The 20,983-nt window shown below is 63.4% G+C and carries 24 protein-coding genes; 14 read left to right on the top strand and 10 right to left on the bottom strand.

Translation table 11 applies throughout. The annotated features are described in order from the left end of the window. Nucleotides 1–228 precede the first annotated feature (228 nt). Together CQ12_RS36255 and CQ12_RS36250 are read left to right on the top strand one after the other, a co-directional pair. Nucleotides 229–834 carry a TetR/AcrR family transcriptional regulator gene (locus CQ12_RS36255; RefSeq protein WP_057840038.1) on the top strand — a complete coding sequence of 202 codons (606 nt, stop codon included), beginning with the start codon at nucleotides 229–231 and terminating at the stop codon, nucleotides 832–834. Beyond that, the gene (locus tag CQ12_RS36250; protein WP_057840037.1) at nucleotides 831–1,295 is read left to right on the top strand and encodes a PaaI family thioesterase; all 465 of its coding nucleotides are present in this window, start codon (nucleotides 831–833) and stop codon (nucleotides 1,293–1,295) included. Before CQ12_RS36255 ends, CQ12_RS36250 begins: the two co-directional genes overlap by 4 nt. A gap of 39 nt (nucleotides 1,296–1,334) precedes the next feature. Here CQ12_RS36250 and rplI read toward each other — a convergent pair whose 3' ends face one another. The 4 genes from rplI to rpsF form a co-directional block, all read right to left on the bottom strand. Continuing rightward, the gene (gene rplI / locus CQ12_RS36245) at nucleotides 1,335–1,934 is read right to left on the bottom strand and encodes a 50S ribosomal protein L9 (RefSeq protein WP_057840036.1); all 600 of its coding nucleotides are present in this window, start codon (nucleotides 1,932–1,934) and stop codon (nucleotides 1,335–1,337) included. A gap of 51 nt (nucleotides 1,935–1,985) precedes the next feature. Further along, entirely contained in the window at nucleotides 1,986–2,957 is a 972-nt protein-coding gene (locus CQ12_RS36240; protein WP_057840068.1) for a hypothetical protein, read from the bottom strand. Nucleotides 2,958–3,079: 122 nt separating this feature from the next. After that, nucleotides 3,080–3,319, bottom strand: coding sequence for a 30S ribosomal protein S18 (gene rpsR, locus CQ12_RS36235; RefSeq protein ID WP_002711478.1), 240 nt, complete (start codon nucleotides 3,317–3,319; stop codon nucleotides 3,080–3,082). Between the two features lie 5 nt (nucleotides 3,320–3,324). After that, nucleotides 3,325–3,798 carry a 30S ribosomal protein S6 gene (rpsF, locus tag CQ12_RS36230; RefSeq protein ID WP_057840035.1) on the bottom strand — a complete coding sequence of 158 codons (474 nt, stop codon included), beginning with the start codon at nucleotides 3,796–3,798 and terminating at the stop codon, nucleotides 3,325–3,327. Nucleotides 3,799–4,090: 292 nt separating this feature from the next. Between rpsF and CQ12_RS36225 the strand changes: the two genes are divergently transcribed. The 10 genes from CQ12_RS36225 (at nucleotide 4,091) to gmk (ending at nucleotide 13,336) form a co-directional block, all read left to right on the top strand. Beyond that, a complete protein-coding gene (locus CQ12_RS36225; protein ID WP_057840034.1) occupies nucleotides 4,091–4,801 on the top strand; it encodes a TetR/AcrR family transcriptional regulator C-terminal domain-containing protein in 711 nt (236 codons plus the stop codon). Further along, nucleotides 4,798–5,826: a fatty acid desaturase family protein gene (locus CQ12_RS36220; RefSeq protein ID WP_057840033.1), complete on the top strand. Its 1,029-nt coding sequence runs from the start codon at nucleotides 4,798–4,800 to the stop codon at nucleotides 5,824–5,826. The genes CQ12_RS36225 and CQ12_RS36220 overlap by 4 nt, the downstream gene beginning before the upstream one ends. Before the next feature lie 66 nt (nucleotides 5,827–5,892). Then, entirely contained in the window at nucleotides 5,893–6,519 is a 627-nt protein-coding gene (locus CQ12_RS36215; RefSeq protein WP_057840032.1) for a LysE family translocator, read from the top strand. Nucleotides 6,520–6,631: 112 nt separating this feature from the next. Beyond that, complete coding sequence (fabD, locus tag CQ12_RS36210; RefSeq protein ID WP_057840031.1) at nucleotides 6,632–7,585, top strand: ACP S-malonyltransferase; 954 nt, start codon at nucleotides 6,632–6,634, stop codon at nucleotides 7,583–7,585. A gap of 21 nt (nucleotides 7,586–7,606) precedes the next feature. After that, nucleotides 7,607–8,344, top strand: a complete 738-nt coding sequence (fabG, locus tag CQ12_RS36205) for a 3-oxoacyl-[acyl-carrier-protein] reductase (protein ID WP_057840067.1) — start codon at nucleotides 7,607–7,609, stop codon at nucleotides 8,342–8,344. 302 nt (nucleotides 8,345–8,646) lie between these two features. Beyond that, the gene (locus CQ12_RS36200) at nucleotides 8,647–8,886 is read left to right on the top strand and encodes an acyl carrier protein (RefSeq protein ID WP_008969609.1); all 240 of its coding nucleotides are present in this window, start codon (nucleotides 8,647–8,649) and stop codon (nucleotides 8,884–8,886) included. A 97-nt stretch (nucleotides 8,887–8,983) separates the two neighbouring features. Further along, the gene (gene fabF / locus CQ12_RS36195; protein ID WP_057840030.1) at nucleotides 8,984–10,249 is read left to right on the top strand and encodes a beta-ketoacyl-ACP synthase II; all 1,266 of its coding nucleotides are present in this window, start codon (nucleotides 8,984–8,986) and stop codon (nucleotides 10,247–10,249) included. A gap of 126 nt (nucleotides 10,250–10,375) precedes the next feature. After that, nucleotides 10,376–11,671 (top strand): endolytic transglycosylase MltG, encoded by a 1,296-nt coding sequence (mltG, locus tag CQ12_RS36190; protein ID WP_057840029.1) that lies wholly within the window; start codon nucleotides 10,376–10,378, stop codon nucleotides 11,669–11,671. A 120-nt stretch (nucleotides 11,672–11,791) separates the two neighbouring features. Continuing rightward, nucleotides 11,792–12,679 carry a YicC/YloC family endoribonuclease gene (locus CQ12_RS36185; RefSeq protein ID WP_057840028.1) on the top strand — a complete coding sequence of 296 codons (888 nt, stop codon included), beginning with the start codon at nucleotides 11,792–11,794 and terminating at the stop codon, nucleotides 12,677–12,679. 3 nt (nucleotides 12,680–12,682) lie between these two features. Beyond that, on the top strand, nucleotides 12,683–13,336 hold the full coding sequence (gene gmk, locus CQ12_RS36180) for a guanylate kinase (protein WP_057840027.1): 654 nt from the start codon (nucleotides 12,683–12,685) through the stop codon (nucleotides 13,334–13,336). A gap of 18 nt (nucleotides 13,337–13,354) precedes the next feature. Here the strand turns inward: gmk and CQ12_RS36175 are convergent, their stop codons facing one another. Then, complete coding sequence (locus tag CQ12_RS36175) at nucleotides 13,355–14,503, bottom strand: hypothetical protein (RefSeq protein WP_057840026.1); 1,149 nt, start codon at nucleotides 14,501–14,503, stop codon at nucleotides 13,355–13,357. Between the two features lie 306 nt (nucleotides 14,504–14,809). On the opposite strand from CQ12_RS36175, the gene CQ12_RS44545 reads away from it, so the two are divergent. Beyond that, nucleotides 14,810–15,238 (top strand): hypothetical protein, encoded by a 429-nt coding sequence (locus tag CQ12_RS44545; protein WP_157088687.1) that lies wholly within the window; start codon nucleotides 14,810–14,812, stop codon nucleotides 15,236–15,238. Nucleotides 15,239–15,240: 2 nt separating this feature from the next. On the opposite strand, the gene CQ12_RS36165 is transcribed toward CQ12_RS44545, so the two are convergent. The 4 genes from CQ12_RS36165 to CQ12_RS36150 all read right to left on the bottom strand — a co-directional run bounded on the left by CQ12_RS36165 (nucleotide 15,241) and on the right by CQ12_RS36150 (nucleotide 18,887). Beyond that, entirely contained in the window at nucleotides 15,241–15,750 is a 510-nt protein-coding gene (locus tag CQ12_RS36165) for a hypothetical protein (RefSeq protein WP_057840024.1), read from the bottom strand. Between the two features lie 33 nt (nucleotides 15,751–15,783). Further along, nucleotides 15,784–17,133: a caspase family protein gene (locus CQ12_RS36160; protein ID WP_057840066.1), complete on the bottom strand. Its 1,350-nt coding sequence runs from the start codon at nucleotides 17,131–17,133 to the stop codon at nucleotides 15,784–15,786. An 851-nt stretch (nucleotides 17,134–17,984) separates the two neighbouring features. Beyond that, nucleotides 17,985–18,422, bottom strand: coding sequence for a hypothetical protein (locus CQ12_RS36155; protein WP_057840023.1), 438 nt, complete (start codon nucleotides 18,420–18,422; stop codon nucleotides 17,985–17,987). 168 nt (nucleotides 18,423–18,590) lie between these two features. Next, entirely contained in the window at nucleotides 18,591–18,887 is a 297-nt protein-coding gene (locus tag CQ12_RS36150; RefSeq protein ID WP_057840022.1) for a DUF1127 domain-containing protein, read from the bottom strand. Nucleotides 18,888–19,036: 149 nt separating this feature from the next. Between CQ12_RS36150 and CQ12_RS36145 the strand changes: the two genes are divergently transcribed. Further along, entirely contained in the window at nucleotides 19,037–20,608 is a 1,572-nt protein-coding gene (locus tag CQ12_RS36145) for a winged helix-turn-helix domain-containing tetratricopeptide repeat protein (protein WP_057840021.1), read from the top strand. A gap of 129 nt (nucleotides 20,609–20,737) precedes the next feature. On the opposite strand, the gene CQ12_RS36140 is transcribed toward CQ12_RS36145, so the two are convergent. Then, nucleotides 20,738–20,932 (bottom strand): hypothetical protein, encoded by a 195-nt coding sequence (locus CQ12_RS36140; RefSeq protein ID WP_057840020.1) that lies wholly within the window; start codon nucleotides 20,930–20,932, stop codon nucleotides 20,738–20,740. Nucleotides 20,933–20,983 lie beyond the last annotated feature (51 nt).

The raw sequence follows: 20,983 nt of genomic DNA, 5'->3' as shown, positions 1-20,983 counted from the left end.
CACCGCGCCTGATCCGGCTGCTAGTTCGCCCGCAGCCCCGCCGATGCCCGCTTCCCCTCCGCCGGAGACCGCTACGGCCCCCGCCGCACCGCCGGTCGCGCCCGCCGGCCCGCCCACGCCGCCTATCTCGCGATAAATTCCAGATGCTGAATGCCGGCCGGCGTGTCGCTTGACCATCGCTAGAGCATGGCTCTAGAGTGTTAATCTAGTGATCGACGGCGATAGCGAATGAGCACGGCACGCGAGGATCTGCTGGAAGCGGGATTGGCGGTATTCGACCGCGACGGTTTTGAGGGCGCCACCGTGGCTGCCATCCGAACCCGCGCCCGGGCGTCCAACGGCAGCTTTTTCCACTTCTTCGGCTCGAAGAAGGAACTGGCCGGCACGCTCTTTCTGGAAATTCTCGCTCGCTACCATGCAGCCGTCATCGCGGCGGTCGATGATTCCTGCGGCGCGCGGGAAGGCGTGACGCGGCTGATCCGCGCCCATCTCGAATGGGTCGTCAGTTCCAGACGCGAGGCGCGCTATCTGTTCGAGATTTCCCGGAGCGAGTGGACCGAAGAGATCCGCGGCGCGCAGCGCGCCCAGAATTCGCGTCTGGTCGAAGCCGTCGCGCAATGGCGCGCGCCGCTGGTCGAGCGTGGCGAATTGCTGCCGATGACGTCGTCGGTGTTCTTCAGCCAGATCATCGGACCGGCGCAGATATTTTGTCGGGCATGGCTGTCGGGCCGCGATCGCACCGATCCAAGAGAGCAGGCCGAAATGCTGATCGCCTGCGCCATCCGCGCGGTGGTCGCGCCCGATGCAGCCGAAAAAGCGGGAGAAGCTGAATGAGTACAAACAACGATCCCGACTTCGCCCCGATCGCGACCCGTATCCGCGACAATGTCGGCCGCCAGGGTTTTATGACCCATATCGGGGCCGAACTGTCCGAACTGACACGCGGCACGTGTACGCTCGAGGTCGATCGCCGGCCGGAGCTGCTGCAGCAGAACGGCCTGTTCCACGGTGGCGTGACCGCCTTTCTCGTCGACAATGCCACCACGATTGCGGCCGCGGCTTCACGCGGCCAGTCAGCGCTGACGGCCGAATACAAGCTGAACCTGCTGTCGCCGGCGACAGGCGAGCGCCTGATCTGCCGGGCGCGCGTGATCAAGCCCGGACGTCAGGTTGCCGTCGTTGCCGCCGACGTGTTCTGCGTAACCGATGGTATCGAGAAGCACACCGCGACCGCGCTCGCCTCGATAGCGATGCTGGATGAGAAGGCTGCCGCCAGAATCCCAAGCCCGGCCTGATGAGGCCGGGCTTGAAGTCGTCATAGGCAGATACGCGCGTTACTTCTCGGTAGCAGCCGGCGCCGGCGCCTCGTCGTCGTGCTGGGCTTCCGGATCGAAGAACTCGCCGGCGGCGGCGAGCGCCTCGGCGGCGGCGTCCTGGTCTTCCTGGCGGGTCGAGATGTCCTCGCCGCGGTTGATGCGCTCGGCTTCGTCGGCGCTGCGCGCCACGGTGACGCTGACGCTGACTTCGACTTCCGGATGCACCGCAATGGCGATCTCGTGCTTGCCGATGGTCTTGATCGGCGCGTCGAGCAGAACCTGGCTACGGCTGATGGTGACGCCATCGGCCTCGAAGGAAGCGATGATGTCGCGCACGCTCACCGAGCCGAACAACTGGCCGGTCTCGGAGGCCTGACGCAGCACGACCACGTTGCGGCCGTCGATCTTCTCCGCAACCTTGGTCGCTTCGCCCTTGGCCTTGAGGTTGTTAGCCTCGAGTTCGGCCTTCATGCCATCGAACTTGGCGCGGTTGTCGGTGGTGGCGCGCAGCGCCTTGCCGCGCTTGAGCAGAAAGTTGCGGGCGTAGCCGTCGCGTACTTTGACGACTTCGCCCATCTGGCCGAGCTTGGCGACGCGTTCCAGCAAGATGACTTCCATTTTCGTTCTCCTTTGAGTGTTCGTATTTCGATTGAGTGGGATGTTGCAGTTTCAGGATGCGGGCAGGGGTGGAGGCTTGCCGCGCAGATAGCGTTGGCGAAGTCCGAAGACGGCGTCGGCAAGCCCGAGTGCGATCATCGCGAGAACGGGCCAGCCGAACACGATAACGATCGCGTAGGTACAGCAGAGCCAGAAGACGCGGCTTTTGAGCGCCAGCGTCAGCGTGTGCATCACGGCAAAGCCGGTGAGGCCATAGGCCATCATCAGCGCGGTAGTCGCGATCTGGGCGAACATCGCGGCGAGCCCGCCGATAAAACAAAAGGCCAGCGCGACCGACAGCGCCACCAACGTCATCGGCGGCAATTCCGCGCTCTTCAGGTCGGGCCACGGCCGCTGCAGCCGGCCCGAGGTCGCCGTCACTTTTCCGGCAAGCCAAAGATTGAGCGTCAGCGTCATCATCGCGACGATCGTTGCGGCGGCGGGAGCGATGATGGCGAGAGCGGTTACCCAGCGCTCGATATCCGCTGACGGCGTCGCCCCTCGCGGCGTCAGAATTCGCATCAGACCCCGGCGCAGCACGCCCTGGATGGCCTCGGCGTCGCCACCAAGCGTCAGCATAGCCGCGATTGTGGTCAGCGCGGCAAAGCCGGCGATCCAGAGCAGGATACGGCCGACTGGATACCATTCGAGCTGAACCGCAGCGGGCGCCGAACCATCTTCGGCGGGGGCGGCAGGCAACGGCCGTCCCAGCAAGGCAAGATGGCCGAGCCACCAGGCCGGCACGGCCACGGTGATCGCAAAGGCGATGCAATAGGCCAGGCCGAAAATCGCGCCGAGGCCTGCGGCCGCGGCGATGCCGCCGATCGTCGCCGCAAGCGGCCCCCATCCGAGCGCCACCACCATCAGCGGCAGCGGCGCCAGATAGAACAGCAGCAATGAGATCAGCGCGCCCGAGATGATCGAGGCGAACATCAGCGCCGACGCGCAGCCGGCCGCAAGACCAATGAGGACAATCGTGATCATCAGCTGTCCCGCTCCTTTCGAGCGGTTAGAGGTCGTCTCGACCCCAACCATCGGCGACCGGACGACCCGGAAGCCTTATGAATGAATACGACCGGCGGCGCGGGCGCCGCCGGTCGAAAATATTAGCGAATGACGTAGGGCAAGAGGCCGAGGAAACGCGAGCGCTTGATGGCGCGCGCGAGTTCGCGCTGCTTCTTGGCGGAGACGGCGGTGATGCGGCTCGGCACGATCTTGCCGCGCTCGGAGACGTAACGCATCAACAGCTTGGAATCCTTGTAGTCGATCTTCGGCGCGTTCGGACCCGTGAACGGGCAGGTCTTGCGGCGACGGAAAAACGGACGGCGTGCACCAGCTTCAGCCATGATTCTTACTCCTCTACCGCTGCTGCGTCGTCTTCGCGCGGACGGCGCGGGCCACGGTCGCCACGGAAGCCACCGCCTTCACGATCGCCACGGAAACCACCGCCTTCGCGGTCGCCGCGGAAGCCGCCGCCGCGATCATCGCGCTCGCGGTCACGATCGGCCTTGCGCATCATCGCTGACGGACCTTCCTCGTGCTCTTCGACGCGGACGGTGAGATAGCGGATGACGTCTTCGGAGATCCGCTCCTGGCGCTCGATCTCGGTGACCGCAGCGGAGGGCGCATCAATGTTCATCAGCACGAAGTGTGCCTTGCGGTTCTTGTTCATGCGGTAGGTGAGGGAGCGCACGCCCCAGTTCTCGGTCTTGGTGACCTTGCCGCCGAGCCCTTCGACGATGCCCGTCATCTGGGTGGTCAGCTCTTCGACCTGCTGGGTGCTCGCATCCTGACGCGCGAGAAAAACATGCTCGTAAAGAGGCATGGGTGTCCTTTCCTGGAGTTGGCGCGGTTCCCGGCGGCAAGCCCTTCGAGACCTTCGGAAAGGACTCGGGATAAGCTCAGAAGGCGGAAGCACGGGACGACGGGCCGACTGGCCCTGCCACATCAATCCGAACAATGAATTGCTGAGACCGTCCGTTCAGCTCCCGGCCGGGATCCACGGATGGCGCGGTTTATAAGGATTTCTGCCGGACTGGCAAGGCTTCGCGTGCCTCGAAATATCCGATCTTGACTTATTTGTTTGTATATCATACAAACAGGGGATCGGAGGTAAAATGGCGCCCAAGTCCGTTCAAACAACTCCGGAAATGCCGGCCGACGATCCCAGGCACGCCGCCCGTGCGACCAGGACCGCTGGCCGCGAGATGCGCTCCCGCCTGCTCGACGGCGCCAGCCGTCTGTTCAGGGAGCGGGGCCTTGCCGGCACCTCGATCTCCGACATTGCGGCAGCCGCAGACGCATTTCCGAGCCAGATCACCTATTACTTCCGCACCAAGGAGGCGCTGTTCGTCGAGGCCGCTTGCCGCGAGATGCTCTATCTGGCGCGCGCAACGGAGCAAGCGGCACTCCAGGCCCATACGCCGCGGCAATACACCCACGCGCTGGCGGAGACGGTGACGGCGACGGATTCGGTCGCCTTCTTCGCCGAAGCCCTGACGCTCACCAGACGCCGCCAGGATCTCGCGCCGCTGGTTGAGCGCACGATCGAGCGCCTGCACAGCGAAGGCGCGCGCGCCTATGCGAGCCAGGTCGAGCGCCATGGCTGGCGCTCGCTCCGCGCGCCCGAGGAAAGCTCGCGGCGATTCTGGGCGGTCGCGATCGGCGTCATGGTCGAAGGTCATGCGATGGGGCGATCGGCCGAGGATTTGTGCGGCGAAATGCTGCGCGTACTGGGCGATCAGGCCACGCCGTCGTCCGGGGCCGACAGCGCCAGGCTGCGTTTGGTTGACGACGATAATAAACCCGACGGGGAGGGATCATCATGACCGCGCTTCGCATGCGTGCCCGCGACTTCCTGAGCGAGGATCAACTGATCGCAGTCCGCGAACGCGTGACGTGGAAAGGCATCGCGTTGATCGCGCATGCATGGGCGCTGATTTTGGGCTCGATCGCGCTGGTCGCGTGGTGGCCCAATCCGCTGACCTTCCTGCTTGCGGTCGGCATCATCGGCTCGCGCCAGCTCGGGCTCGCGATCCTGATGCACGACGGCGCGCATGGATGCCTGTCGGCGGACGAGAAGGTCAATCTGACGCTCAGCCAGTGGTTCTGCGCCTATCCGGTCTTTGCCGAGACCCGCGCCTATCGCCGCTATCACTTGCAGCATCATGCGCGCACGCAGCAGGAAGACGATCCCGATCTGATCTTGTCGGCGCCGTTTCCGATCACGTCGATGAGCTACCGCCGCAAGTTCTTCCGCGATATCACCGGCCAGACCGGCTACCAGCAGCGCAAGGCGCAGTTCTTGAATGCGCTGGGGCCGAAGGAATGGCCGCTGTCGCGGCGCGCGGCGCATTTCTGGGAAAAGCTTGGCCCGCAATGTGCGGTCAATGCCGTGATGTTTGCGGGCCTTGCCGCCGCCGGCGTGTGGTGGGCCTATCCGCTGTTGTGGCTATTGCCGCTGCTCACCTGGCAGATGGTGATTACGCGTATCCGCAACATTGCCGAGCATGCCGTCGTTCCCGACTCAAACGATCCCTTGCGCAATACCCGCACCACGCACGCCAATTTCCTCGAGCGGCTGTTCATCGCGCCTTACTACGTGAACTACCACCTCGAGCATCATCTGCTGTTCTACGTGCCCTGCTACAACCTGCCGAGGGTCCACCGCATTCTCAGTGACAGCCGGTATGCGGAGCGGATGGAGGTGCAGCCGGGCTACTCCGCGGTGCTGCGGCTCGCGACCGCCAAACCCAACCATGAGGACCGCCCAGGCAAACTGACAAGCATCGCGCGCCGGGCGCGGGCCGGGGCGGCAGAGGTTGGTGGCGACCAGGCCACAGGCGGGTTCTAGATAACACCTTGCTTACCCCTTAGGTGATGGCGTTGAGTGCCATCGGCCGTGGAGGGACTTGCGCGAATGATCGATCTGACCACCTTGCTTGCCTATGCGGCGGTTGTGCTCGGCTTTGTTTTCATTCCGGGTCCTGCCACGCTCCTCACGGTCGCACGGGCAACGAGTTCGGGGACAAAGGCGGGAATAGCGACCGGCGTCGGAATCGCGGCCGGCGACCTGATTCACACCTTCATGGCGATCGTCGGCATCTCGGCGATCATTGCCACTTCGGCGATGCTGTTCAGCATCATCAAATACATTGGTGCGGCCTATCTCGTTTACCTCGGTATCCGGGCGATCCTTGAGAGAGCGCCGGTCAACCTGACGGCCAGCGCACTACCGATCTCGGCCGGTCAGGCGTTCCGGCAGGCCATTTTGGCCGAGGTGCTGAACCCAAAAACCGCGCTTTTCTTCCTTGCGTTTCTCCCCCAGTTCGTCGTGCCCGAAAACGGATCGGTTACGCTTCAACTGACGATCCTGGGTATCCTTTTCGTCCTGTTGGGGCTCGTCAGCACCGTAGTCTTTGCCGTGTGTGCGGGGCGGCTAGGCGACTTTCTCCGTCGAAACCCCACCGTGCTGAAATGGCAGGGCAGGGTCGTTGGCGGCATCTATTGCGCTTTGGGCGCCCGGTTGGCGCTGCAGGAACGCTGAGCCTGCCCGCCACGATCCCCGATCTTCCGCAGCCCTGCGCCATCTCGCAGCGCGGCTTGACATCCCGGCCTCGGTCAGTGTCTTACGGCCCCAATCTTATGAGGGAGCGCCGATGACGGCTGCATTTACATTTCCGGGGCAGGGTTCCCAGGCGGTCGGCATGGGCAAGGCCCTCGCGGAAGCCTTTCCGGCCGCGCGCGCGGTGTTCGACGAGGTTGATTCGGCACTCGGCGAGAAGCTGACGGCGATCATCTGGGATGGTCCCGCGGAGACCCTCCAGCTTACCGAGAATGCCCAGCCGGCGCTGATGGCGGTATCGATCGCCACGCTGCGGGTGTTGGAGACCGAAGCGGGCTTTTCCGTCGGGCGGGATGCGGCGTTTGTCGCTGGCCATTCGCTCGGCGAATATTCCGCGCTGGCCGCAGCCGGCAGCCTCAGCGTTAGCGACACCGCGCGGCTGCTGCGTACCCGCGGTCTTGCGATGCAAAAGGCGGTGCCGGTCGGCGCCGGCGCGATGGCCGCGTTGCTCGGGCTCGACTATGAGGCTGCGATGGCCGTCGCTGGCGAGGCCGCGCAAGGTCAGGTCTGCCAGGCGGCCAACGACAATGGCGGCGGGCAGGTGGTGGTGTCCGGTGACAAGGCGGCTGTTGACCGCGCCGTGGAAATCGCCAAGACCAAGGGCGCCAAGCGCGCGATGTTGCTGCCGGTATCAGCGCCGTTCCATTGCAAGTTGATGCAACCCGCCGCGGACGCGATGGCGCAGGCGCTGGCCGGTGTGACGATCAAGGCGCCGGCCTCGCCGTTGGTGTCGAACGTGCTGGCTTCGCCGATCACCGATCCCGACGAGATCCGCCGCCGCCTGATCGAGCAGGTCACCGGCACCGTGCGCTGGCGCGAGTCGGTGGCGTACATGGCAGCGCATGGCGTGACGCGGTTCTTCGAAATCGGCGCCGGCAAGGTGCTGAGCGGGCTGGTGAAGCGTATCGCCGACGGCGCCGTCGGCGTGTCGGTCGGGGGACCCAACGACATTGCCGCCGCCAAGGATGCATTGGCGGCCTCGGCCTAAGCTCCCGGGAAGGAGAGATTGATGTTCGATTTGACAGGTAGGACGGCGCTGGTGACCGGCGCGACCGGCGGCATTGGTGGGGCGATCGCGCAAGCGTTGCACGCGCAGGGGGCGACGGTCGCAATTTCCGGCACGCGCCGCGAGGTGCTGGAGTCGTTTGCCGGCAAGCTTGGTGATCGCGTTCACGTGCTGCCCTGCAATCTCTCCGACAGCGCGCAAGTCGAGGGGCTGGTGCCGGCGGCGGAAGCCGCGATGGGGCAGGTCGACATCCTGATCGCCAATGCCGGCATCACGCGCGACAATCTTTTTGTGCAGTTGCGTGACGAGGATTGGGATGACGTCATCCAGGTCAATCTGACTGCGACTTTCCGTCTCGCCCGCGCCGCAACCAAGCTGATGATGCGCAAGCGCTTCGGCCGGATCATTGCGATCACCTCGATCGTCGGCGTGACCGGCAATCCCGGCCAGGCCAACTACACCGCGTCGAAGGCGGGAATCATCGGCCTGGTCAAGACGCTGGGCGCGGAATACGCCAAGCGCAACGTGACCGCCAATTGCATCGCGCCGGGCTTCATCAAGACGCCGATGACGGATGCGCTCAACGACAAGCAGCGCGAGACCATTCTGGCAAAGGTTCCTGCGGCGCGGCTGGGGACACCCGAGGACATCGCCGCGGCGGCCGTCTATCTCGCCTCGAACGAGGCGGGTTACGTCACCGGCCAGACGATTCACGTCAACGGCGGAATGGCCATGATTTGAGCGGGTTATTGCCCCGATCGATGCGGCCAAAGGCCGTTTCGCCTGGGTGGTGGAGGTTGTAGTCAGGGCTTGGGAAGTATGGTAACCGAACCCTCGACGGATGGGCAAACAAGGCCATTGCAGGATTTTGAAACCCTGTATATTGGCGTGGCGACGCCTGCCGTTCGCCGGGGCTTTGTCGGCTACCAACGTGCCGAATCAAGACTATGCGATAGCGAAGGAAGTTTAACGACCACGATAGCTCGTAGCGTTTCTGAAGCGTCTTGGGGTCGGGTCCATTGGAACAAGCACGAGGTTGAACGATGAGTGAGATTGGCGAGCGGGTTAAGAAGATTGTGGTCGAACACCTCGGTGTTGAACCCGATAAGGTTGTCGACAACGCAAGTTTCATCGATGACCTCGGCGCCGACAGTCTCGACACCGTCGAGCTTGTGATGGCATTTGAAGAAGAGTTCGGTTGCGAGATTCCCGACGACGCCGCCGAAACGATTTTGACCGTTGGCGACGCGACGAAGTTTCTCGAGAAGAACGCGAAAAGCTGACGTCCCGGGCGGGTAGAGACAGAGCCGGACGGGCCGTTGTCGAACGGTCCCCCGGTTTCTTGTTTTGGGCCGCCAGTTTCGGGCTGGAGTTTTTGACATGAGGCGTGTTGTCGTCACGGGGCTGGGCATGGTTACGCCGCTCGGCTGCGGCGTTGACACAACGTGGGCGCGCATCCTCAACGGTCAGAGCGGCGCCAAGAAAATCGACACGTTCGAGGTCGCCGATCTCGCCAGCCAGATCGCTTGCGTGATTCCGCGCGGCGACGGCTCTGACGGCACCTACAATCCCGACCAGTGGATGGAGCCGAAGGAACAGCGCAAGGTCGACGACTTCATCGTCTTTGCGATGGCCGCGGCGCGCCAGGCGCTCGACGACGCCAACTGGCATCCTTCGACCGAAGAAGACAAGTGCGCGACCGGGACCCTGATCGGCTCCGGGATCGGCGGCCTGTCCGGCATTGCCGAGACGTCGCTGCTTTTGAAGGAGCGCGGTCCGCGCAGGGTATCGCCTTTCTTTATTCCAGGGCGTTTGATCAATCTCGCTTCCGGTTATGTCTCGATCGAGCATGGCCTCAAGGGCCCCAACCATTCCGTGGTGACGGCCTGTTCGACCGGCGCACATGCGATCGGCGATGGTGCGCGTCTCATTGCGCTCGGCGATGCCGATGTGATGGTCGCCGGCGGCACGGAATCTCCGATCTGCCGGCTGGCGATGGCGGGCTTTTGCGCCGCCCGTGCGCTCTCGACCGGTTACAACGATGCGCCGCAAAAGGCCTCGCGTCCCTACGACAAGGATCGCGACGGCTTCGTGATGGGCGAAGGCGCCGGCGTCGTCGTGCTCGAGGAATATGAGCACGCGAAAAAGCGCGGCGCGCGAATCTATTGTGAAGTGGTCGGCTACGGCCTGTCGGGCGACGCCTATCACATCACCTCGCCGTCGCCGGATGGCGATGGCGGCTTCCGCAGCATGAGCGCGGCCATCAAGCGCGCCGGCATTGCGGTATCCGATATCGACTACATCAACGCCCACGGCACTTCGACGCAGATCGGCGACGAGATCGAACTCGGCGCGGTCGAGCGGCTGCTTGGCAACGCCACCTCGAAGGTGTCGATGTCGTCGACGAAATCGTCGACCGGGCATCTGCTCGGCGCCGCCGGGGCGATCGAGGCCATTTTCAGTATTCTTGCGATTCGCGATAATATTGCTCCGCCTACCATCAATTTGGAAAATCCGTCGGTTGAAACGGTGATCGATTTGGTGCCGCAGACAGCGCGCAAGCGCGAGATTAACGTCGCGCTGTCGAATTCCTTCGGTTTCGGGGGTACCAATGCCTCCGTGATCGTTAGGCGTGTGGCTGACTAGCAAGTGTTTCGAACTACTCCACCGTTTTGCCGTATTCGGCGATGACTTCTACATGTGGGCGTATGCTATCGTCCGGGCAGAGGATTGCTCGGCCGCGATTGAACCGACGGGATTCAGGTTGCATCGATGAGTGAGAGGCCGCCCATTTCACCACGAAGTCCGCGCGCTGCGCTGGAGCCGGAGCAGGTGCCGCCGCCGCCGAGGCGATCGGAACGCGCCCGCAATCCCTTCGTCGTGGTCGGCAACGCCATCTTCACCATCCTGATCATTCTCATGATCGGGGCGGGCGCGGTCTATTATTACGGCCGGCAGATCCTGGAAACGCCGGGCCCGCTGAAGGAAGACAAGATCGTCAACATTCCCGCGCGCGCCGGCAAGCGCGACATTGCCGATGTGCTGCTGCGTGAAGGGGTGATCAACGTCAATCCGTGGGCATTCATCGGCGGCGTGTTTGCGCTGAAGGCGAGCTCCGACCTCAAGCCCGGCGAATATTCCTTCCAGAAGAATGCCAGCCTGCGCGATGTCATCGCCACCATCGTCGAGGGCAAGGTGGTGCAGCACGCTGTCACGATTCCCGAAGGTCTGACCTCCGAACAGATCGTGACGCGCCTGCTCGACAACGACATCTTCGCCGGCTCGGTGCGGGAAATACCGCGTGAGGGCACGCTATTGCCCGAGACCTACAAATTCCCGCGCGGTACCACGCGCGAGCAGGTGATCCAGCGCATGCAGCAGACCCAGAAACGGGTGCTTGCGGAAATCTGGGAGCGCCGCAATCCGGACGTTCTGGTCAGGTCGCCGGAGCAACTCATCACGCTGGCATCGATCATCGAGAAGGAAACCGGCCGCGCCGACGAGCGCAGCCGCGTGGCGGCGGTATTCACCAATCGCCTGCGTCAGCGGATCAAGCTGCAGTCCGATCCGACCATCATCTACGGCCTGGTCGGCGGCAAGGGAACGCTGGGCCGGCCGATCAGGCGCAGCGAGATTACGCAGCCGTCGCCCTACAACACCTACGTCATCGAAGGCCTGCCGCCCGGACCGATCGCCAATCCGGGCCGGGCCTCGCTTGAAGCCGCCGCCAACCCGGCGCGCACGCGCGACCTGTTCTTCGTGGCGGACGGAACGGGCGGGCACACCTTCACCGAAACCTACGACGCGCACCAGAAAAACGTCGCCAAGCTCCGGGCGCTGGAGAAGGCGATCCAGAACGACACCGTCGAGCCATCTGAGGATGCACCGCCGCCGACGGCGGCCGGCGCACCGGCCGATACCAACCCGACCGCAACCACGCCGCGGCCGGGAGGGCAGAAAAAGCCCCCGCGTCCGGCAACACCCCCGGCGCCTGCGGCGGCACCGACACCAGCACCGGGCCGCCAGGGTGCCGCGCAGTCGACCACCACGCCGGTGGCTCAGCGCTGACGCCCGGCGGGTTGTGCAGGTGTTCCGGCTCCCGCCGGAACGCAATTCCACTTTGGCGGAAATCGGCTTAAGGTCGCGCCGTCCCTTTCGAGTCTCGAAATTCCAGGAGAATGTTACGCGATGGCGCTATCGAGCATGACCGGTTTTGCCCGAAGCCACGGCGCCAGCGGTCCCTATACGTTCGAATGGGAATTGAAGTCGGTCAACGCCAAGGGCTTTGATCTGCGATTGCGCCTGCCGCCCGGCTGGGACGAACTGGAAGCGCTGGCCAAGAAGCGCGCCGGCGACGTGCTGTCGCGGGGCACGGTCTACGCCAATCTCAGCGTCAAGCGCGCCAATGCGATCTCGACCGTGCGCATCAATGAAGACGTGCTCGCGTCGGTCGTGAAGGTTGCAGGCGAGCTTGCTGCCCGGATCGACGCGGTGGCGCCGAGCATCGACGGGCTGCTCGGCATCAAGGGCGTGATCGAGGTCGTCGAACCCGAAAGCGACGAGGCGGAAGACAAGGCGGCGAGGGAGGCGGCAGCCATGGCTTTCGAGCAGGCGCTCGGCAACCTCGTCGAGATGCGCCGCCGCGAAGGCGCGACGCTCGGGCAAATCCTCAATCAGCGCATGGACGAGATCGAGCGGCTGGCGAAGAAGGCCGAGGCCGCACCGGGCCGCAAGCCGGAGGCGATCAGGGCGCGTCTGGCCGAGCAGGTGGCGGCGCTATTGGAAACTTCCGAACGCTTCGACGCTGACAGGCTCAATCAGGAAGCGATCCTGATCGCGACCAAGGCCGACATTCGCGAGGAGCTCGACCGCATCGCCTCGCATGTCGCGCAGGCGCGCGAGATGATCGGCAAGGGCGGACCGGTCGGGCGGCGGCTCGACTTCCTGGCCCAGGAATTCAACCGCGAGGTCAATACCTGCTGCTCCAAGTCGAACGATCTGGAATTGACCCAGACCGGGCTCGAGATGAAAAACGTCGTCGAGCAATTTCGCGAGCAGGTCCAGAATCTGGAGTGACCGATGACGGCTGGTGGTTTCGACGGGGTTGAACGGCGTGGGCTGATGTTCGTGCTGTCGTCGCCGTCTGGCGCGGGCAAGACGACGCTGTCGCGGATGCTGCTTGAGCGCGAGCCGGGGCTGAAGATGTCGGTCTCGGCTACGACGCGCGCGATGCGGCCGGGCGAGGTCGAGGGACGCGACTATTTCTTCGTCGACAAGCCGAAATTCGAGAAAATGGTGGACCAGGGCGAACTGCTCGAATGGGCGACTGTATTCGACAATCTCTACGGTACGCCGCGCGCACCGGTCGAAGCGGCATTGTCGGCGGGACAGGACGTTTTGTTCGACATCGACTGGCAAGGCACCCAGCAGCTGCATCAGAAGGCCAGCGTGGATGTCGTCCGCGTCTTCATCCTTCCACCGTCCGCCGCGGATCTCGAGAAACGGCTGCACACACGGGCGCAGGATTCGGACGAGGTGATTCGCGGGCGCATGAGCCGCGCTACCCACGAACTCAGCCACTGGGCAGAGTACGACTATATCGTCGTCAACCAGAACGTCGATGACGCGTTCGCTGAGGTACAGTCGATCCTCAAGGCCGAGCGGCTCAAGCGTGAGCGCCGCACCGGTCTCACCGAGTTCGTGCGCAAGCTGCAGCGGCAGCTCGAAAAATAGCCGGCTCTTCCGTTCCGGTCAGGTCTGCGCGCTGCGGGCGAGGCGGGCCAGCATTTCCGTCATCTGCTGTTCGCGATCGCGATCCTGCGGCGCCGGTCGCCGTTCCTGAGGGGCGCGCACGCGCTCCTGTGGCGCGTATGATTGGGGCGCGCGCGGCCGTTCGCGGGGCACGCGTGCTGCTCGCTCCTGCGAAACGCGTGCTGCTCGTTCCTGGGGAACGCGCGCTGCTCGTTCCTGCGGAACGTGCGTATTGTGCACGGCGACGGCGGGGCGGCGCGGCCGGGCGTCTTCGTCCTGGAACATCGGCTGCGGCGAGGGTTGGGGCGCGCGCCTTGTGCGGGCGGAATCCCACATCTTGCGCCGCTTCTTGCGCATGGCGCGGCGGGCCCGCATGCGGCCGATCCTCACCATCGCACTGACGATGAGGCCGGCGAGCGCGAGCGCGGCGGCGATGACGAGAAACAGCATCTGCAGCGACGCGGTCGGCTTTGCCGCCGTCATCGGTTCTGCCGGGGCAGGCGTGACCTGATCCACCACGGGCTGCTGCACTTCCGCGGCCGGAGCCGGCGGCGGCTGGGTTGTTGCGGGCGTTGCGGCGGCGGCCACCTGGAGCGAGGCCGGCGTGGTCGAAACGGTCGCGGCGGTCGGCGCATCGTTCCAGCGCATTGACGACAGCGGCGACGGCGCCAGCACGTTCGGCATGCTACCGCGCTGGCTGTTCTCGGCGAGCACCGTGCCGGTCGTTCGCGGATCGGCCTTGACGGGCTCGGCGCGGGGCGGCTGGGAGACCCATTCCGCGCGCGCGTCCGAGATTGATTTGCGTGCAGCCGGCTGCGGTCCTTCCGCTGCGGCCGAAGACGGCGCAGGTGCCGACGCAGGCGGCGCGGCGCGGGCGAACTTGTCGTCGGCCTTGTCGCTCTCTTCGCGCAGGTACCAGCACTGGCGCTTGGTCGTGCGATCGATGCGATAGTACCAGTGGCTGCCCGCGGGTGTTGCGCCCTTCGGCGATGACAGGCAGCTATCCGTCGCGGCTTGCGCGACTTGCGTCGAGGCTTCCGCGGCCTGTTCCGCCGATTGCGCCCGGAGATCCGTCATGGTGGCCAGGTTGGTTGCTGCCACAATGCCGGCAACGAACGCCGGGACGGATTTCACGGAACGATACGACATAGATAACCCCGGCAACGCTTACGCAACGCGACGCTTGATGCGCCCAATCTGGTCACAGACTTGGGTCGCAATGAGCCGCAATTTCGGAGCGGTTGGGGTTTAATTGCGGCTTGCGCGCTGCCTCAATCGAGGCGGGCTAAAGCCATGAAAAATAGGTGGAAAACTGGCTTCTACTGTTTAGAAGCCGTCCAACGTCCGGTACATCCGTCCGACCGCGTGAACGAGCCGGAGCCACTCCGGCCCGAGAAACGTCCGGTGCTGGTCCAACTCAAACCCTGGACCGATCCGCCGCTCCGCGTCGCGCCATTGGCGCTGACCGATCCGGAGCTCAATTCGCCCGAAATCCGGCCTCCGGAGATGACGAATCGCTCGGTTGCGCTGCCGCATGGCGAGCCCACGGCAACGGAAACCCAGGAGCCGTCGAAATTACCTCCGCCACCACCGCCGCCGCCTCCACCGCTTCGCGACGCCCGGCGCGGCTCGTCGGATTCGGGTTTGGCGCGGCGCGCCGGTTTTGAGGGTTCGACGGTGCGTGGCGCCTCGCGCGAGCCGGACAGCGATTTTTCGTCATTGCCGATGCTGCCGCCGGCGCTGCCGGATTGCGCCGACGCATGGCCCGATCCGAATGCGGTCAGCAGCAAGACGGAGAACAGGCAAGACCTGATCAAACCTGGAGATCTGCTTTTCATAACTGCATCTTCCAATCGGATCGGTGGGCACCAGCCAGATTCATGAATCTACTGCTTGGATGCTGTCCATCGGCCGCTGCATCCATCGGATTGCCTGAAAGTCCCGGAGCCGCTTCGGCCGGAAAGTCGGCCGACGCTGGTGGCGGTGACGCCGCTGGAATTGTTGATCGCGTTGACTGCGCCGTTTGGGCTGACCCGTCCGCTCACACCCTGGCCGATGATTCTGCCGCTGCTCACCACGACCGCGTTGCGGCTGCTGCCGGAGCAGGTGGTGCCTACGCTGTTGACGACCCACGCGCCGTCGAAACTGCCAACACCTCCACCGCTGCCCTGCGAAGCGCGGCGCGGCTCATCTGCCTCGGGCTTGCTGCGTCGTGCGGGCCTTTCCGATTCAGCTGCGCGAGGCGGTTCGCGCGAACCGGACAGCGATTTTTCGTCGTTGCCGATACTGCCGCCGGCGCTGCCGGATTGCGCGTGCGCAGGGCCGGCGCCGAATGCAACCGAGGCCAACATGGCCAAGAAGACAATCCAGATCGAGCGGTGGACGGCAATACGCATAAGCAGATGTTTCCAATCACTTGAACCAAAAATTTAGCGGCCCGATCCATCCGCACAGACCGCGCCGATAATGCGGCAAGATTTGCCAGTCTTTCCGCACTCGTCAAGCGCCGCGTCCTTGGCGCGCTGCACGGTGTCGCGCTGCACCAGCGACCACGACTTGCCCGAGATCGCAAACGCGCCGCAGCGCGCGCCGTAGAAACTCAGTTCGATCGGACATTTGCTGGTGCCGCATTTCTTCAGCGCGTCGTCGATCGCCGCCCGCCGCGACGAATGATTCCAGGACATGCCCCATTTGTCGCTGTCCGGGCCGAACACGATCGAGCCCCACGGCTTCAAATCTTCCATCTTGCGCAGCCGCGTCAGCACGCCTTCGGTGGCGTCGCCGGTCGGCGTCATCTTCACCTTCTCCTGAAACTTGGAGATCGCGACCCGCATGCCGTTCTTGCTGTCGAGCGGCTCCGGATCGTAATTGAGCTCGAACAGGCGATCGCTCAGTTCGCGCAGCAGGATGGGATCCTTGATCGGCGTGCGATCGGGATCCGGGCGCAGCGTCGAGGTCAGCGGCTGGGGCTGCGGCGCGACGGCGACCTGTTGCGGTGCCGGAGCAGGGGGCACGAAATAGAAATTGCCGTCGATCGGCGAGGACGACACCCAGGGCTGCTGCGATCCGCCGGTCTGGCGCTTCACCGCAAGGCCGACCTGGTTGAAGGTTTGAAAAATATCGAGCCCGGCCTGCTTGATCGTCGATGCCAGCGCCCTGGTGTAGGGGCTGTGGCCGTCGGTGCCGTCGAGCGCGACATTGCCGGGCTGCGTCGCGTAGGAGATCAGCGTTCCCTCGGGCGCGCGCATCTGCGCGAGACCGCCGTCGGAAGCACGCAAGCCGCGCGCGCCGAACGGATTGTTCCGGCAGGCATCGAGGATCACCATGTTGAGCCGCGTGCCCGAACCCTGCATCTGCCGCAGCACGAGGTTGACGTCGACCATCTGGAAATCGACATCGGCCTCGCGCACAGGGTTGGCGCTGACGGGCACAAGATAGTTCGAGCCGGACACCTGCACGCCGTGGCCGGCATAATAGAACAGCGCGACGTCGGCGCCTTGCACCTGGCGGCCGAAGTTCTGCACGGCGATATCCATCGCCGGCTTGTCGAGATCGAGCTGGGCGCGGCCGCCGATCAGCGTGAAGCCGAGACCGGACAGCGTCTCTGCCATCAGCGCCGCATCGTTGCGCGGGTTATCGAGCCGCGTGACGTTTTGATAAGCGGAGTTGCCGATGACGAGTGCGACGCGCTTTTCGGCGGCGGCGGGCGTCGCGAAGAGCAGGGCGGCCAACAGCGCCAGCGCCCAATACCTCCAGCTACCCCCAATGGCCCCGCACATCTCTAATAAAACCTCATAAAGAAACGCCGGCAGGTTATCAGGCAGCGCGCTCTCCGAAAAGCAGCGCGGCGTTGCAAACAGGATGCCCGGAAGGGGTATGCCGGTGCGCCGCCGCGCGTCGTGCTGTTTTCGACAGGTGTGGCTGGCGCCGGATACGACATCGCGATCTCGCGACGTATCGCGTCCGAAGTTTTGCATCGACGATACCCCCAGAAATCAGAGGGCGCAGGGAAAGCCGGGTGCCCATGACACCCGCAGTCGTGCGCACAACAATGCACACGGCAGACCGCAGGTGCGCCGGAACACCCGGCTTTCCCTGCGCGGTGGTTTTAACGCTTATGCCGCGTTCTCCCCGGAGCCGAATTCCTCTGGCCTCCGTCGCCGACGGATTGGCGATTGCACGAGGCCCGGTCGGGCCCGACAATCTCCATCGGCTTGACACCAGCAACGGGTGCCAGGACCGCGCGGTTTTGCCGTCCGCAGCTTCCCCGGACCGAAGCGCTCCGACCGGCCCGCATGCTGCCGGAAGAAGTTTTCGCCGAGGCGTTTAAGCGCCGGTCGCTGCGCGCGACGTCCGCTCACGGAAGAACCGCCCTGCGAACCCATCGCGCGCCCGAACGCTGCCGCGTCCACCGCCACCCGCCCCAACGTTCGTGACGCTGGCCAACGCCCCTCTGAGCGGGACGGGATAGCGGGAGTTGTAGGTTTGATTTGGGTGCCGCGTTAAGCGAAAAATTTTGAGAGGGGGTGGAATATGTTTCTTGCCAGGAGGGGCAAATCAGTGATTGGGGCGGCGGAGAAAGTCGTGCGAGCGAAAGCGATCCAGTGCACCGTTCGCGCAATTCCTGAACCTATCGGGCGGAAGTGCGCACTTTGAACTCCTCCCAATGACGCGCGATCCACTCATCCTGTTCGGCGACCGTGCCGACGCCGTTGATATCCTCTACGGGGTCGAATGTTTCAACAAGTTGATCTCTGCTCGCTGCCGGTTCTCCGAACTTGTGCGCCCAGCACTTCCAGGCGCCAGCGGCACTCGACATCCCTGATGGGCAGACATTCGGTCGTGCTCCCTGACAAAGAACGCGAAATCCTTCTGGTTCGACGACACGTCGAAACGCGCGAAGGCACTCATAGAAGTCCGGCGCGTCGAATGTGCGTTCCGGACCGCCAACAGGCCAGGCGACCGCGAGCCGACAGATATCCCGATCCAGCTCTGTCAGCTTCAAGCAAACACTAATCTTCTCCCCTCCGGACCGCTGAACGTTCAGCAGTATGATCTCTGGGTCCATTTGCTTCGCTCTGATTTGCCTGCGCTGGGCGGTTGTAGCGTCATTCGACGACCTGGACCAAGCCGGAAGAGCAGCAAGCGTAGCCCGGATGAGCGAAGCGATATCCGGGGCTCTTACGTTTGGCGGTCCCGCTTACCGCTTCGCTCGTGCGGACTGCCTTGCATCTGACTATCGGTGCCTCTGGAAGGGCCCGATCTGACCGTCCACCGTTGGCAGGTACCGGATCCATTCCGCGGGTTGGATGCCCCGCGGGTCGATAGAGCGATGGGAGGCAACATAGTCGATCTCGCCACGCGTTATCCCGATATCCATCAACTCCCAGTCGCTCAGATGGTCCAGGGCAGCGCGTAACTTCCGGCGTTCATTCCATTCCTGAAGCGCAGCCCAATATTTCCTGAAATCGGATACACGGTGAATCGATGCGGCGGTCGATCCCAACTCTCGCGCGCCGTAAGTCGTGCTCATCGTGACGTCTCCCTGAGTGTCGCTTCCACTCGGGTGAAGCTCCCACGGCTTCAGCCGGCTCGCTTGACGTTCGGCTTACATTTTCCTTATCGGCAGCTTATTCTTCCGAAGTACTGCGCGAGGCGCCTGCCACCGAAAGGATCGGAAGGGTGCGCTATCTCTTCGAGGAGTACACGTTCGACATTGACCGGCGCGAGCTGCATCGCGGAGCGGATCTCGTGTCGGTCGCGCCGCAGACGTTCGATCTGCTGGACTACCTGATCCGTAACAGGGAGCGCGTCGTCAGCAAGGACGACCTCATCGGCGTCATTTGGAACGGCCGGGCTGTCTCAGATGCTGCGCTGACGACTCGCCTCAACTCGGCACGGATTGCGATTGGCGATACCGGCGACGAGCAGCGGTTGATCAAGACGCTACCAAGGAAGGGATTTCGGTTTGTCGGACTGGTGCGCGAACTGGTTGAGGGGGATGGTCCCGTAACCTCAAACGGCTCACTCCCCGTTCCGACAGAAGCTTGTGGCCTGTCCGATAAGCCCTCGATCGCCGTAATGCCATTTGAAAACCTCTCCGCTGAGCGAGAGCGGGAGTACTTCGCTGACGGCTTGGTTGACGATATCATCACCGCGCTGTCACGCTTCAGGGCTTTCTTTGTTATCGCACGCAACTCTTCATTCGCTTACAAGGGCAAAGCGGTCGACATCAAGTGCATCGGACGGGAGCTTGGCGTTCGCTATGTGCTGGAGGGCAGCGTACGAAGGTCAGGCAAGCAGGTAAGGATCAACGCACAATTGATCGATGCCGGAACTGGGGCGCATCTATGGGCTGAGCGATTTGACGGCGATCTCGGAGACATTTTCGATCTGCAGGACAAGATCGCACAACAGGTGGTAGGCGCCATTGCGCCGGAAGTTGATCGTGCCGAAATCGAACGAGCGAGCCGTACGCGCACCGGCAAAATAGACGCCGTAACGGCATATTATCGTGGTTCGCAGCATATTCATTTCCCCACCACACCAGAAAATAACGATGTAGCTGAGGGGCACTTCGAACAAGCAATCGCGCTGGATCCCAGCTTTGCGCCGGCATACGGCGGAGTTGCAATTTGCATCGCCTGGCGACGCGCCAACAAGTGGCCTCAAGACATCGCAGGAGACAATGCCCGGGTACTGCAGCTTGCAGATCGTCTAAAGGAACTTGGAGCAGATGATGCTCTTTCACTAACCGCGGTCGGTTTTCTCCTGTTCTGGTTTGCGCTCGATCAAGACGCGGGGATCGAATTGATGGAGCGCGCCATCCGATCAAACCCAAATTTTGCACGAGCGCTTCACTCTCGAGGCCTTGTTCGAAGTTGGCAGGGCGAATCCGATGCAGCTATTGCGCAGCTTGAACAATCGCTACGCCTTAACCCGCATGATCCATTCAAATATAATGCGCTGCTGGGACTTGCTTTAGCTCATCATAGTGCCGGCAGGCATGACAAAGCGGGTGAGTGGATAGATAAGGCGGTCCGGGCTCTCCCTCCGGCGCATGTTGTGGGAAGGGTTCAGGCCATTCTGTGCTACGTAGGCGCGGGACGATTGGAAGATGCTCGAAAGCTGATGGCGGAGGTCCTCCTTCAGATTCCGGAGTTCAGGCGCTCAACCTTCGCCGCCCCGCATTTCTCGCCCAAACTTAGAGCCGAACTCCTGGAGGCGTTGATCAAGGCCGGGCTGCCCGAATAGGGTTCGCACGGCACGGAAGTTACGCATTATGCATGTTGGATTACACCGACAGTGCACTGAATTGAGACGTAGCGGCTCTGTGGACATCACTGACAGGTTAAGTGCACTGTCACCGCAATCTCCGTAATCTCAGGGAATGCTCTCCGGCCGCACATACCAGTCTTTGGAGGTCGCTTTCCTGTGCAGCGGGAAGGGATTGAACTGGTTGGCGAGGAAGATTTCGCAAAATCCCTGATCGCAGGAGCCAAAGCAAGCGTAGCCCGGATGAGCGAAGCGATATCCGGGGCCTTTCGTCGTGCGGTCCCGCATATCGCGTGCGCTCATGCGGGCTACGCACTACTATCGCCAAGCCTTGCCGGAGCTGACGGGAAAGTA

The sequence above is a fragment of the Bradyrhizobium jicamae genome, assembly GCF_001440395.1.
Lineage (GTDB): Bacteria > Pseudomonadota > Alphaproteobacteria > Rhizobiales > Xanthobacteraceae > Bradyrhizobium > Bradyrhizobium jicamae.
The sequence above is the reverse complement of the archived record's forward strand: the minus strand, read 5'-3'. Positions and strand labels throughout refer to the sequence as shown.